14 protein-coding genes and 1 pseudogene are annotated in these 12,157 nt (G+C 67.5%); 5 read left to right on the forward strand and 10 right to left on the reverse strand.

What is annotated here, in order from left to right:
- Nucleotides 1-21: 21 nt before the first annotated feature.
- From NVV32_RS16420 to NVV32_RS16440, 5 genes and pseudogenes are all read right to left on the reverse strand, one after another.
- Nucleotides 22-1,629, reverse strand: a complete 1,608-nt coding sequence (locus NVV32_RS16420) for a hypothetical protein (protein ID WP_422390888.1) — start codon at nucleotides 1,627-1,629, stop codon at nucleotides 22-24.
- Nucleotides 1,630-1,891: 262 nt separating this feature from the next.
- On the reverse strand, nucleotides 1,892-2,164 hold the full coding sequence (locus NVV32_RS16425; protein ID WP_422390889.1) for a CDGSH iron-sulfur domain-containing protein: 273 nt from the start codon (nucleotides 2,162-2,164) through the stop codon (nucleotides 1,892-1,894).
- Nucleotides 2,161-2,352 (reverse strand): annotated as a pseudogene (locus NVV32_RS16430) (iron-containing redox enzyme family protein); the annotation flags it as partial. The gene NVV32_RS16425 and the pseudogene NVV32_RS16430, both read right to left, overlap by 4 nt.
- A 217-nt stretch (nucleotides 2,353-2,569) precedes the next feature.
- The gene (locus NVV32_RS16435) at nucleotides 2,570-3,034 is read right to left on the reverse strand and encodes a DUF4383 domain-containing protein (RefSeq protein ID WP_055766368.1); all 465 of its coding nucleotides are present in this window, start codon (nucleotides 3,032-3,034) and stop codon (nucleotides 2,570-2,572) included.
- 45 nt (nucleotides 3,035-3,079) lie between these two features.
- Nucleotides 3,080-3,961 carry a manganese catalase family protein gene (locus NVV32_RS16440; protein WP_422390890.1) on the reverse strand — a complete coding sequence of 294 codons (882 nt, stop codon included), beginning with the start codon at nucleotides 3,959-3,961 and terminating at the stop codon, nucleotides 3,080-3,082.
- A gap of 282 nt (nucleotides 3,962-4,243) precedes the next feature.
- Here NVV32_RS16440 and NVV32_RS16445 point away from each other — a divergent pair, with 282 nt between their 5' ends.
- From NVV32_RS16445 to NVV32_RS16455, 3 genes are read left to right on the forward strand one after another with little or no spacing between them, the layout of a single operon-like run.
- The gene (locus NVV32_RS16445; protein WP_422390891.1) at nucleotides 4,244-5,110 is read left to right on the forward strand and encodes a hypothetical protein; all 867 of its coding nucleotides are present in this window, start codon (nucleotides 4,244-4,246) and stop codon (nucleotides 5,108-5,110) included.
- Nucleotides 5,110-5,562: a phage holin family protein gene (locus NVV32_RS16450; protein WP_422390892.1), complete on the forward strand. Its 453-nt coding sequence runs from the start codon at nucleotides 5,110-5,112 to the stop codon at nucleotides 5,560-5,562. The genes NVV32_RS16445 and NVV32_RS16450 overlap by 1 nt, the downstream gene beginning before the upstream one ends.
- On the forward strand, nucleotides 5,559-6,275 hold the full coding sequence (locus NVV32_RS16455; protein ID WP_422390893.1) for a DUF3618 domain-containing protein: 717 nt from the start codon (nucleotides 5,559-5,561) through the stop codon (nucleotides 6,273-6,275). The genes NVV32_RS16450 and NVV32_RS16455 overlap by 4 nt, the downstream gene beginning before the upstream one ends.
- 139 nt (nucleotides 6,276-6,414) lie before the next feature.
- On the opposite strand, the gene NVV32_RS16460 is transcribed toward NVV32_RS16455, so the two are convergent.
- Together NVV32_RS16460 and NVV32_RS16465 are read right to left on the reverse strand one after the other, a co-directional pair.
- Nucleotides 6,415-7,002: a cysteine hydrolase family protein gene (locus tag NVV32_RS16460; RefSeq protein ID WP_235498630.1), complete on the reverse strand. Its 588-nt coding sequence runs from the start codon at nucleotides 7,000-7,002 to the stop codon at nucleotides 6,415-6,417.
- A complete protein-coding gene (locus NVV32_RS16465) occupies nucleotides 6,989-7,366 on the reverse strand; it encodes a hypothetical protein (RefSeq protein WP_422390894.1) in 378 nt (125 codons plus the stop codon). Before NVV32_RS16465 ends, NVV32_RS16460 begins: the two co-directional genes overlap by 14 nt.
- A gap of 374 nt (nucleotides 7,367-7,740) precedes the next feature.
- Here NVV32_RS16465 and NVV32_RS16470 point away from each other — a divergent pair, with 374 nt between their 5' ends.
- Both NVV32_RS16470 and NVV32_RS16475 read left to right on the forward strand, forming a co-directional pair.
- Nucleotides 7,741-8,670, forward strand: coding sequence for a DUF2382 domain-containing protein (locus tag NVV32_RS16470; RefSeq protein ID WP_422390895.1), 930 nt, complete (start codon nucleotides 7,741-7,743; stop codon nucleotides 8,668-8,670).
- Between the two features lie 217 nt (nucleotides 8,671-8,887).
- Entirely contained in the window at nucleotides 8,888-9,310 is a 423-nt protein-coding gene (locus tag NVV32_RS16475; RefSeq protein WP_152813471.1) for a MarR family winged helix-turn-helix transcriptional regulator, read from the forward strand.
- On the opposite strand, the gene dnaB is transcribed toward NVV32_RS16475, so the two are convergent.
- The 3 genes from dnaB to rpsR form a co-directional block, all read right to left on the reverse strand.
- On the reverse strand, nucleotides 9,307-10,683 hold the full coding sequence (gene dnaB / locus NVV32_RS16480) for a replicative DNA helicase (protein WP_055766349.1): 1,377 nt from the start codon (nucleotides 10,681-10,683) through the stop codon (nucleotides 9,307-9,309). The two genes, NVV32_RS16475 and dnaB, sit on opposite strands and share 4 nt — an antisense overlap.
- A 737-nt stretch (nucleotides 10,684-11,420) precedes the next feature.
- Entirely contained in the window at nucleotides 11,421-11,870 is a 450-nt protein-coding gene (rplI, locus tag NVV32_RS16485) for a 50S ribosomal protein L9 (RefSeq protein WP_043442543.1), read from the reverse strand.
- A gap of 14 nt (nucleotides 11,871-11,884) precedes the next feature.
- Complete coding sequence (gene rpsR, locus NVV32_RS16490; protein ID WP_005273147.1) at nucleotides 11,885-12,124, reverse strand: 30S ribosomal protein S18; 240 nt, start codon at nucleotides 12,122-12,124, stop codon at nucleotides 11,885-11,887.
- Nucleotides 12,125-12,157: the final 33 nt, after the last annotated feature.

The raw sequence follows: 12,157 nt of genomic DNA on the forward strand, positions 1-12,157 counted from the left end.
CAATCCACGTGTTCCCGTCCGCTACTGGTAGGTCACCAGCCAGGGCCGGGGAGCGACGAGCGAGTAGGTCTGCTCGGGGGTCAGCATCGGCCGGTCCTCGTCGTAGAAGTTCTTCCAGGACGGCCACACCCCTGCGGGCATGGCGTCCTGCAGGACCGCCCAGGTCTCCAGCTTCTCCCCCGGTGTCCCGTGCCCGTCCGCGTGCAGGGTGACGGCGAGCTCGCTGCGTGAGGTGTCCAGCGTGTCGCGGTCGCTGATCATGTCCAGCCTGAACTGGTGCACCATGAACAGTTTCTGTGGGAGGGCCCTGTCCCGCGTCAGGTCCGCCAGCCACCGGGACGAGGCATTGATCTCGCCGGCACCGACGGTCCCGATCTGCTCGAGCGGCCGCTGACCCGGCGCGAGCCGCCACTCGGGATCGAGGGCCAGCCCGACGGTCGGGCGCGCCAGCAGCTCCTCGTACCGCGTCACCTGGGAGAGGAAATCGGTGCGGCCCGACTGGAAGTCGAGCACCACGTACACTCCCGCCTTCTCCGCGGCATCCACCCAGGGCAGCAGGACCTCGACCGGTGTCTCACCGGAGTAGTCACCGTCGGGCCCGGGCTCGCCACTGGCCACCGTGGCGATCAGGTCCAGCGCGGGGATCACCGGCTCGTCGCTGAACGGCTGGTACTGCGCGGCGAGCTGCTTCACGCGGTCCATCGTCGCGTCGATGCCCTGTTCCCCGAGTGCCCCCAGGTAGGGACCGCTCGGATGCCCGTACAGGGCCACCATGCGCCGGCCGGGGAACACGGTCTGCCCACCGCCGGGGAGTTCCACGCCCGTGGCCGCGACCTCGACGTGGGCTGCGAAGTCCGCTGCGCCACCGAAGTCGGCGCCGATTCCGTAGACGGGCCCGTCCGCGTGCGCGTGCACGGCCGCGACGCCCGCCGGCGTCGACCTCGGGTCTCCGTCTGCGAGGATCGCCACGTCCGCCTGTGCCGCCCGCGCCGTGGCGACAGCTGCGGCGGGCGAGGCCTCGGTGACCAGGACGAGGGCGTCCGTACGTCCCTCCGGAGCCGTGATCGGCGGCAGTGCGTCCGTGGTCGCGATCCCCTCGAGTCCGGCTCCGCCCTCCGGTGCGGTCGACGGGGCCGGCGTACTCCCGCTCACGGGGTCCGGTGGCCCGTCGACGGTCACGAGCGTGAGCCGGGCCGGATCGAGGGCGTCGATGGCGGCCACCAGTTCTGCTGCCGGCACCGTCTGCTCGGAAGCCCGGAGACCCAGGCCGGAGGAGAACCCGTCCGCCGACACCGGACCGGTGAGGAGCTCCCGGTCCGCGCCGAGGCCCGCCCAGTCGGCCGTGGGATCACCGTAGGCGATGATCGTCCCGACGCCGAGGCGGTCCAGCTCCTCGATCACGGGCCCGGGTACCGGCACCTGCGGATCGACGGTCAGGAGGGGCACGCCGAGGCCCACAGCGGCGGTCGCCGCCACGCCGAGCGCAGGTGCCGTCGCGTCGCCGGCGGCCGCGACCACCACCGCGACGGGGGACCGCTCGAAGAGGGAGCGGCTCGTCGCGAGGGACGCGTCGGAAGGCGGTCCGGCCAGCACCTCCCTGACGTCCGCGCCGCGATCCGCGAGGACCACGGCCGACTCCGGCTGGGCGGACCATGCCGAGGTTTCCGCGGCGGACGGGGGCCGTGACGCGGTGCAGCCTGTCAGGGCGAGCAGCAACCCGACGATCAGGGCGGTACTCCCCCGGATGGATCGACGACGGATGGGTATCGCCTTCTTCCTCGATCGATGATGTGCATCGAGCCTACCGACCGCGCGCAGCGGGACCCGCATCGCGATTTCAGCCCCGCGGCAGAAGGCGACGCATATCCTGTCTGGACGGGGGATCGCACGGTCACGGCTCCGAACGGAAACCTGTCAGCTTGTGCGACCCGTCGCAGTAGGGTTTCAGCACCGAAGCACCACACCGGCAGAGGGCGACCGTCCGGCGCGTGCGGGGCAACTCCTTGCCGTCCGCTCCCACCAGTCCGCCCCCCCCCCCGATCAGGAGCGGCCCGTCGGGGCAGGCGACAACGGAGACCGGTGACGCGGCGCCGGAGTTCAGTGAGCGTTCGGGCCCCTCGGCCTCGCCCCGCCCATCGGGTCCGGGAACCGCCTCCGGACTCACGAGGTCATCGCTTCCGAGCGGCGCAGCGAGGAGCGGCCACCCTCCCAGGCGTCCATGATGTACCTCGTCATCAGTGTGTCGATGGCCAGCCCCGCAGCCGCGCCGAACAGCACGTCCGGCAGGAGGCGGGGGTCTTCCTCGACCAGGCCGCCTGCCATGTCCCGGCCCGCGATCTGCTCGTGGACGGCGTCGGACGCGACGTGCTCGTCGACGTATTCCGTGGCGTTCTCCTCGGACGGGACGCCCGCCTTCCGGGTCCGTCGCTTCCACCGGACAGGAGGACGCGCGCAGGAAAGCTCCTACCAGGACATGACGACGCCGGGCCGGTGTCCCCCGAGGGGGACCGCCGACCCGGCGTCGTCGTGCCGGCATCCTGCCGGCGAGGCACAGCGGCCCGGAGACCGATCAGGCCCGGCGCGGGGTGGTGGTGCGGGCGCGGCGGCCGAGCGCCAGGGCGAGGCCGATCATGCCGACCGCGAGGAGGAGGTGCAGCCAGTTGTCCGCCGAGTTCAGCGGGACGAAGTTCGCGGCCGACTCCTGTCCGATGACCAGTCCGTAGATCCACAGGATCGCGTAGATGATCCCGCCACCGAGCAGGTACGACCGCGCACCGGAGACCGTCCTGGCCATGGCGAGGCCTGCCACACCGAACAGCAGGTGCACGATGTTGTGGAGGATCGAGACCTGGAAGATCCCGAGGAGCATGGCCTCCGACTGGTGGCCGGCGAACATCATGGTGTCGTAGTCCGACGTGATGCCGGGGATGAACCCCAGGATGCCGACGAGCAGGAAGACGACGCCTACCGCCTGCGCGGCACGCTGCAGGGTGGTCCGCCCACCCTCCACCGTGCGGTTGTTCGTGTTTGTCATGAGAATCTCCTTCTGGTCGATGAACTCGGTGGGCGGGCCCAGCGCCTACTCGCGGTTCAGTTTGTCCTGCACTGTTCCCGCCATCTTCTCGACGGTGTTCAGGATCTCGGTGGTCCCGTAGAACCGGGAGTCCGGGTGGGTGGCCGGCGGCATGGGAGCACTGGTCGTCGGGCCTTCGTGGTAGGTGAACTCGCCCTTGCCATCGGGTGAGGGACCGGACGCCCAACTGCCCTCCGAGGCCGACTTGCCGTCCGAGAAGTTGAGGTACTGGTAGGACACCTCGCGCGCTTCCTTCTTGAGGGGGAAGTTGCTCGGCACGGGAAGCTCCTCCAGCTTGGCTTCCTGCAGCTCACGCGCGGCTGCGGTCCACTGGTTCTGGTGCATGGTGTCGCGGGCCAGCAGGAAGGACAGCATGTCCCGGATCCCGTGATCGTCGGTCATGTGGTAGAGCCGGGCGACCTGGAGGCGGCCCTGCATCTCGGCGTTGGCGTTGGCCGTGAAATCTGCCAGCAGATTACCGCTCGCCGTGACATAGCTGCCCTGCCAGGGGTTCCCCATGCTGTCGACGGGTCGTGCGCCCGCGCCCGCAACGATCGCGTGCTGTAGGTCGGTCCCCCCGATCACTGCGGCGATGGCCGGATCGGCCTGGACAGCGTCCTCCGTGATGCCGAGCGGAGCCTTCTCGAGCAGTTGCGCGATCATGGTCGCGAGCATCTCGACGTGACCCATCTCCTCTGCACCGATCCCGAAGAGCAGGTCCCGGTACTTGCCGGGGATGTGCGCGTTCCAGGCCTGGAAGCTGTACTGGAGGGCCACGGTGATCTCGCCGTACTGGCCGCCGAGCACCTCCTGCAGCTTCCGTGCATAGATGGCGTCCGGCTTGTCGGGCGTCGACTTGTACTGAAGTTCTTGCTTGTGGAAGAACACGGGTGAACACCTCCCCACCTCGGGGCCTCCCCAGGGGTTCCGCTCCTTCTGGAAGCGGCCGGAGGAGGTCCTCTTGATTCGACGCTAACGGCGACCATAAGATTTTCGGAAGATGCTAAGGCTACTTATTTTGGGGTTGCGGGAAGTGGCGAAAGGGCTTGCAATCACAAACGTAAGCATGCTTAGCTTCAGTGATACGTCCAGCACGAGATGCCGGGCCAGCACATCGAGAACACGGTGGAGCGTCCGCTTCGAACGGCAAGATCAACGTTAGGAATGACCATGACTACGCAGAATTGGCCGCAGGATCCCCTGGTTCCCTCCACGACCGGCAACGAGTCGTCCACCGCCGACCTGGGCACGCACCAGCTCGGCACCGACGGCCACACCGACAGCAAGGCCTCAACCGCCAAGGACCAGGCCAAGCAGGTCGGCCAGGACGGCAAGGAAGCAGCGAAGAATGTCGCCGGCACGGCGACGTCCGAGGCGAAGAACGTCGCCGGGACCGCCGCGTCCGAGGCCAAGAGCGTCGCTGCGGAGGCCGGCACCCAGGCCAAGAACCTCCTCGGCACCGTGACCTCCGAGGTCAAGAGCCAGGCAGGCTCGCAGCAGCAGAAAATCACCGAAGGGATCCGCGGAATCTCCGACGAGCTGAAGTCGATGGCCGACAAGTCGGACAACCACATGGTGTCCAACCTCGTCCAGCAGGCCTCGCAGCGAACGGACTCCGTCGCCGGCTGGCTCGAAGGCCGCGATGCATCCGAGCTCCTCGAGGACGTCAAGAGCTTCGCGCGTCGGAAGCCGGGAACGTTCCTGGCCATCGCCGCAGGCACCGGCCTCGTCGTCGGGCGCCTGACCCGGGGCCTGACCGGCAACCCGGGCTCCGCCGACAGCAGCACCTCCGGGCCGCAGGGCTCCGCACCCACGGGCACCAGCGGCACCACGACCGCCGGGTACACCGGGTACACCGAGGCGGACTCCGACCTCTACAGCGGTACGCCCGCCACGGGTGGCTTCGACGAGGCGACCCGCGGGCAGCACGTCGCCGGATCCAATCCCGCCTTCGTCGACCCCACCGACGACTACCCCACCATCCCGCCGGGCACCCCCCCGGTCGGCACCCGCGCGAATGACGGGGGCCTGCGCTGATGAGTGAGGCATACACGGGCGGCGCCCACCAGGCTGCCGCACCCCTGCCGACGGAGGCCGAGCAGCGCTCGGCCAACGCGTCCGTCGGCGAGCTCCTCGGGGAGGTGACGAAGGACCTCTCCAAGCTCATGCGCCAGGAAGTGGCCCTGGCGAAGGCCGAGGCCACAGAGTCGGCCAAGAACGCAGGGAAGGGAGCCGGCATGTTCGCCGGCGCCGCCCTCGGCGGACACTTCGTTCTCCTCTTCCTCTCCATCGCCCTGATGTGGGGCCTCGGGGCCCTCATGCCCCTGGGGTGGGCCGCCCTGATCGTGGCCGTCCTCTGGGGCATCATCGCCGCAGTCCTCGCCGTCATGGGCAAGAAGGAAATGAAGCAGGTCAAGGGCCTCCCGCAAACAGCGGAGACCGTCAAAGAAATTCCGCAGACACTGAAACCAGGTGAGCAGACACGATGAGCCAGACACCAGATGAGATCCGCGCCGACATCGAACGCACGCGTCAGGAGCTCGGCACCGACGTCGACGCCGTGGCCGACAAGGTGAATCCCGCGAATATCGCGCACCGCCAGACCGAGAAGGTCAAGCACAGCTTCAGCAACGTGAAGGAGACCGTCATGGGCAAGGCCGAGGACGTCAAGGATTCAGTGCTCGGCAAGGCCGATGACGTGAAGGGCGCGGTCGCCGATAAGGCCGGACACGCCAAGGACCGGGCAGGGGATGGCATGGGTCATGCGCAGTCCACCACCGGTACCGCGAAGGACAAGCTGCACAGCGCGGGCCAGGCCGCCCAGGGCGCCCCGCACCAGCTGAGCAACAAGGCCGCCGGTAACCCGCTCGCCGCCGGGCTGATCGCCTTCGGCGCGGGCCTCCTCGTCGCGAGCCTCATTCCTGCCAGCGAGAAGGAGCAGCACGCCGCCTCGCAGCTCAAGGAGCAGGCTGCCCCCCTCAAGGAGAAGGTCACGGACGCCGCCAAGCAGGTCGCCTCCGAGGTCAGGGAACCTGCCCAGGACGCCATGCAGTCCGTGAAGGAGTCTGCGGCGGACTCCGTGCAGACCGTGAAGGACGAGGGACAGCACGCCGTCGGCGAGGTCAAGGGCGAGGGCCAGCAGGCTGCCAGTAACGTCAAGGGCAGCGCGCAGGACGCGAAGTCGAACGTCCAGCAGCACTGATCGGACCCTGAACAGTGAAGGAGGCCACCGGACACATCCGGCGGTCTCCTTCGTGTCCGCCCCCTTCGTCACCCCTATCGTCGAACGACGACCGGTGATCGGCCTGCTGATTGGTCCCGTGGTCCACACAGGAACCGACTCAACCCAACAGGTCCACGGCGGTGGCGAGGTCCACGATCGGCTGGCGGTATTCGTCGGACAGGATTTCCAGCATGGCTTCCGCATACCGCTCATTCGTACTGCCGATCGCGTCGATCACGTACGTGACCCGGAAGTCGGCGGCAAAGGCGTCAGCCCCTGTGTGCGCCACGCAGTTGTGCGTCGAGACGCCCGCGAGCACGAGGTCCTGCACTCCGAGGAGGCGTAGGCGCCCTGCGAGGTCGGTGCCGAAGAAAGCACTGTCGCGGGTCTTGGTGACCGATTCCAGCCCCTCCACGTGCAGCCCCGTCACCGGCTCGGCCTGCGCCGTCCCGCGGAAGATGAAGCCCTGCTCATCATCGAGCATCGACAGCGTCCAGGTCGAGCGGTCCGTCTCGTGCTCCGTGCGCGCCACGAGGACGATCGAACCGCCTCGGGCGGCGGCGGCGATGAGCTCGTTGCAGGCGGTCACCAGGGAGGAGCGCGAGCGCTGGAGGACCTCGTCCTCGAAGAAGGCGTTCTGCATGTCGATGATCAGCAGTGCCGCGCGACCTGGCATGGCGTCCACCGCTCGTTCACCGGGCGGCATCCGGCTCCTTCCGCTGGTCACGGGGAGCGGGCGGGACAGAAGCTGTCGCATCAGCCAAGGGCTCCTCGGGCAGGAGGGACGGGCTCCCGGCCGCGGCTAGGTCGGGGAGCGGATAGCCCGCGAGGTAGGCCACCCCCGCCGGCGGCGCGACCGGGAGCGTCGGCTGCTCCGCGAGGCGGCGCACGTCCACCTCGGAGAGGCCGGCGGCTTCCGCGAGCATGTGGTAGGTCAGGCCGGTGGCGAGGGCCTGACGGATCGCGTCGCCGCAGACGAGGGCCAGGGCGTCCCGTGTGAATTCGGCGTTCTCGAGATCTGCCGCGGCGATCATGACGTCGTGGATGGCAGCGGGGCGTGCAGCGTGCATGGGAACCCTTCCGGGGCTCGAAGACCCTGGCGTGCAGCAGGCGACCGGTCGGGAACCCATCGGGCGACGCCGGAGACGATCCCCCACCGCTCGCGTGGAATCGTCTCCGGCGACACGGACGCCTGCGGACGCCGGGTCGGAGGATGTCAGGCCGGTGGCTGGACCTACGGCCATCATACGGACAGGGAGCAGCTCGAGGCGGGATTGCCCGAACCTCGGGCGATCAGCCCGTCGAGGCATTTCGGGAAAAACGCTAAGCAGGCTTCCCATCAGGTACTAAGTGTGCTTACTCTAGGGGTCGGCGGTTAGCCGTGGACTCCGGTCAAGGCGAAGCCGAATCCCGAACCAGTGAGATGACTCAGAAGGAGAAGGACATGATTACTCAGGACCACATCGATACCCTGCTCGGCAACGGCGGCAACGTCCTCGGATCCGATGGGGAGAAGATCGGCTCGATCGGTCAGGTCTACCTCGACGACCAGACCGGCGAGCCCAGCTGGGTCACGGCGAAGACGGGCCTCTTCGGGACGTCGGAGTCCTTCGTCCCCCTTCAGGGTGCGGATGTCGAGGGCCACGACGTGCGCGTTCCCTACTCCAAGCACCAGGTGAAGGACGCCCCCCGCGTGGAGTCCGACGGCAACCTCAGCCCCGAGGAGGAGGACCGCCTGTACCGCCACTATGAGATCGGCGGCGGAACGGGCGGCTACACCGATACGCCCAACGCCACGGGTACGACGAGCGGAACGACGGGCACCACGGGTCACAGTGACCGCGATGTCGATATCGACACCACCTCGGGCCGCACGTCGGGCCTCACCGATACGGACACCTCACGCGACAGCGGCTTCGGTACGTCGGACCGCGACGCGGGCAACACGCACGGCACGGTCGGCCACGACACCTCGGGCCCCACGACCGATGATGCGATGACGCGCTCCGAGGAGCAGCTGCACGTCGGCACCGAGCAGCGCGAAGCCGGCCGCGCTCGCCTGCGCAAGTACGTGGTGACCGAGAATGTCACGCAGACCGTTCCGGTCAGCCACGAGGAGGTCCGGGTGGAGCGCGAGCCCATCACGGACGCCAACCGTGGCGACGCCTACGACGGCCCCGCCATCAGCGAGGAGGAGCACGAAGTGACCCTCCACGCCGAGCGTCCCGTCGTGGAGAAGGAAGCCGTTCCCGTGGAGCGCGTGCGCCTCGACAAGGAGACGGTCACGTCCAACGAGACGGTCAGCGGCGAGGTCCGCAAGGAAGAGATCGAGGTCGACGGCGCGGACGACACCCGTCGCGGCGACAACCGATAAACAGCATCACCGACTGAGCAGAGGGCCCGGGGCCGTGCCCCGGGCCCTCTGCTCGTTCTGGTTGACCAGCCGTAGCGCCCCAGGGGCGTCGGGTGATTTCTGCCCGCTGTGCAGAACTGATGCTAAGCCTGCTGTCTATTTCGGGCGAAGTTGTCTAGAGTAAGTAGTAGGGAACAGCGAATCCACCGCGTAGGACCGAGGGGAAGGACACGCTATCGTGCCGGAGTTGAACGATTGGTCGACCAGCCGCCTGCTAACGACCGCGGCCCGCATCGTCGAGCACTCATGGAACGAGAAGCTCCTGAGCATCGGCATCACCCACGCCGGGTTGACGACCCTCGGCGTCCTCGAGCGCGAAGGGACCCTCACCGGTGTGCGCCTCGCCCAGCTGGTGCACGTGCAGGCCCAGACGGTCGGCCGCACCCTGGACCGCCTCGAGAAGCGGGGACTCGTGACGAGGCTCCGGAACACCGCGGACCGCCGCAGCCAGCGAATCACCATCACCTCCGCCGGCCAGAAGGCCCTCGAGCGTGCCAAGAACATCGAACACGAGCTGATGGCCGAGGACGGCCTGGCATCGCAGGATCTGCGTGATCGCCTGGCGACCGTCATCAACGAACTCGGGCCGAAGAAGGACTAGTAGCCGCCGCCGTCCGCCGCCATGTTGTTGAAGCGCGAATAGTGGCCCTGGAAGCCCACGACCAGGGTCTTCGTCGGACCGTTGCGGTGCTTCGCCACGATCACGTCAGCCTCTCCCGCCCGCGCGGACTCCTTGTCGTAGACATCGTCCCTATGCAGGAGGATGACCATGTCCGCGTCCTGCTCGATCGACCCCGACTCACGGAGATCGGAGACCTGGGGCCTCTTGTCCGTCCGCTGCTCCGAGCCACGATTCAGCTGTGACAGAGCGACCACCGGCACGTTGAGCTCCTTGGCCAGCAGCTTCAGTGCCCGTGAGAACTCCGACACCTCCTGCTGGCGGGATTCGACACGCTTGCCGGAAGACATGAGCTGCAGGTAGTCGAGGACCACGAGCTTGAGGTCGTGGCGCTGCTTCAGGCGCCGGCACTTGGCCCGGATCTCCATCAGCGACATGTTCGGGCTGTCGTCGATGAAGAGGGGCGCATCGTTCATGCGTCCCATGGTCGTCGCGATCTTCCCCCACTGCTCGTCCTTGATGGTCCCCTTGCGCAGGTCCTGCAGGCCGATCGTCGCCTCGGCGGAGAGTAGTCGCATGGCGATCTCGTTGCGCCCCATCTCGAGCGAGAAGAAGACCGTGGTCATGTTGTGCTTGATCGCCGCCGACCGAGCCCAATCCAGCGCGAAGGTCGACTTGCCCATGGCCGGCCGTGCGGCCACGACGATCATCTGTCCACCGTGGAGGCCCTGCGTGAGCTCGTCGAGCTCGTAGAAGCCGGTGGGGACGCCCGTCATCCCCTCGCCCTTGTGTCCCGCGGACTCGATCTCGTCCACGGTCCCCTCGATGATGTCCTTCAGCGCGACATAGTCCTCGGCCGTCCGCCGCTCGGCCACGGCGTACACCTCCGCCTGCGCGGCGTTGACGAGGTCGTCCACCTCGCCATCGTTGGAGTAGCCGAGCTGCACGATCTTCGTGCCGGCGTCGACCAGGCGGCGCAGGACCGCCCTCTCGCGCACGATCTCGGCATAGAACCCGGCATTCGCGGCCGTGGGGACGGACTGGATCAGCGTGTGCAGGTAGGCAGGACCACCGATGCGGGAGATCTCACCCCGTTTGGTGAGCTCATCCGACACGGTGACGGCGTCGGCCGGCTCACCCCGTCCGTAGAGGTCGATGATCGCCTCGTAGATGCTCTCGTGGGCCGGGCGGTAGAAGTCGATGCCCCGGAGCACTTCCACGCAGTCCGCGATGGCGTCCTTCGACAGCATCATGCCGCCGAGGACGGACTGCTCGGCGACGAGGTCCTGGGGCGGCGTGCGGGAGAATTCCGGTGACCGTGTGTCCGATGATGAATCTGCATGTGCCAGGGACACTGAAGGGCCTTTCTCCTACTGTCGAAGCGGCCGACGTCACGACGTCGACCGGACACCCGGGCCGGGTCCGACAGGACATACCTATCACCCGACACCCTCACTAGTGGGAATCTCCCGCTACCGTAGCCGTCGCCTCGCAAGGCACAAAGCGCTCCACCAACAGGGGGTGTGGGTAAGTGTGAATAACCTGTGGATTACACGGCGTGTCTTGTGCACAGGATGGGGAGAACCCTGTGGACAAAGAACGGGATTCCGGCTGAAGAGCCCTTTGACCTGCGGAAACGTTGTCCCCGCCCTGTGTACGAAAAGAATTCTCTGCCCGCATTCATCCACAGGGCCGCTGTTGACAACATTACCGGAAGTAGTTCGCTAGGCCCCCTAGCGGTCCTTGCACGCCGTCCCGTGCCGCATTGCCGAAGCGTGATGCACGCCGCGCCGACCCGCACGTGGGAGTATGCCGATCGAGGCATAGTGGAGGGCGCAGTGCGCCGGAGGGATCACGAGGGGAGTACGTTCGACAGCGCGAGGATCCGGCCGCGGCGGTCGGCATGCAGCTCCCGGGGATGGCCCGATGGAGCCGACGAGGACCCACTCAAGCCGATGGCGGAGCGTTGCTGACGAACCGGGGCGACGAGCACCCGGCAGAATCCTTGCCGACCTCGCACCCCTCGCTGCACCCGCCCTTAAGCACGGGAAGCCCCCGCCGACGGCGGAGGCTTCCCGGACGAACAGGACGACTAGCTTGCGACGACGTCCAGGTCGATGACTGCTGCGACGTCCTCGTGGAGACGGACGTTGGCCTGGTAGGACCCGACCGACTTGATGTGGGCGGGCAGTTCGACCTTGCGCTTGTCGATCTTGCCGAGACCAGCGGCCTCGACGGCCTTGGCGACGTCGTCCGCCTTAACCGTGCCGAACAGGCGGCCGGAGCCACCCGCCTTGACGGTCAGGGTGACGGGCTTCGCCGACAGCGCGGCGGCCTGGCGCTGGGCGTCCTCAAGCGATGCGTGCTCGCGGGCGGAGCGGGCAGCCTTGATGGACTCGACCTGCTTCTCGCCACCCTTGCTCCACATCAGGGCGAAACCGCGGGGCAGAAGGTAGTTACGTGCGTAACCGTTCTTCACCTCGACGACATCGCCTGCTGCACCGAGACCGGTGACTTCCTGGGTGAGAATGAGCTTCGACATGATGTGTCCCTTTCCTAGCCGCGGCCGGCGCCGGAGTACGGCAGGAGGGCGACTTCGCGGGCGTTCTTGATGGCCTGAGCGATCTTGCGCTGCTCCTGCACCGTGACACCGGTGACGCGACGGGCACGGATCTTTCCGCGATCGGAAATGAACTTACGCAGCAGGGCTACGTCCTTGTAGTCGATGACGGTGACGTCAGCGGCCTTCAGGGGGTTGGACTTTGGTTTGGGCTTACGGAGTTCAGCCTTAGCCATCGTGGTGCTCCTTTTTCTGATGGAGCCCGCAGA

Origin of the sequence: Arthrobacter sp. N1 (genome assembly GCF_048288285.1) — a bacterium.
Classification (GTDB): domain Bacteria; phylum Actinomycetota; class Actinomycetes; order Actinomycetales; family Micrococcaceae; genus Arthrobacter_D.

Bases quoted from the DNA above. Each gene is read 5' to 3' on its own strand.
- NVV32_RS16465 (WP_422390894.1), bottom strand. From the start codon at position 7,366: ATGCACGCTGCACGCCCCGCTGCCATCCACGACGTCATGATCGCCGCG.
- NVV32_RS16445 (WP_422390891.1), top strand. From the start codon at position 4,244: ATGACTACGCAGAATTGGCCGCAGGATCCCCTGGTTCCCTCCACGACC.
- rplI (WP_043442543.1), bottom strand. From the start codon at position 11,870: ATGTCGAAGCTCATTCTCACCCAGGAAGTCACCGGTCTCGGTGCAGCA.
- NVV32_RS16435 (WP_055766368.1), bottom strand. From the start codon at position 3,034: ATGACAAACACGAACAACCGCACGGTGGAGGGTGGGCGGACCACCCTG.
- NVV32_RS16455 (WP_422390893.1), top strand. From the start codon at position 5,559: ATGAGCCAGACACCAGATGAGATCCGCGCCGACATCGAACGCACGCGT.
- rpsR (WP_005273147.1), bottom strand. From the start codon at position 12,124: ATGGCTAAGGCTGAACTCCGTAAGCCCAAACCAAAGTCCAACCCCCTG.
- NVV32_RS16460 (WP_235498630.1), bottom strand. From the start codon at position 7,002: ATGCCGCCCGGTGAACGAGCGGTGGACGCCATGCCAGGTCGCGCGGCA.
- NVV32_RS16450 (WP_422390892.1), top strand. From the start codon at position 5,110: ATGAGTGAGGCATACACGGGCGGCGCCCACCAGGCTGCCGCACCCCTG.
- NVV32_RS16470 (WP_422390895.1), top strand. From the start codon at position 7,741: ATGATTACTCAGGACCACATCGATACCCTGCTCGGCAACGGCGGCAAC.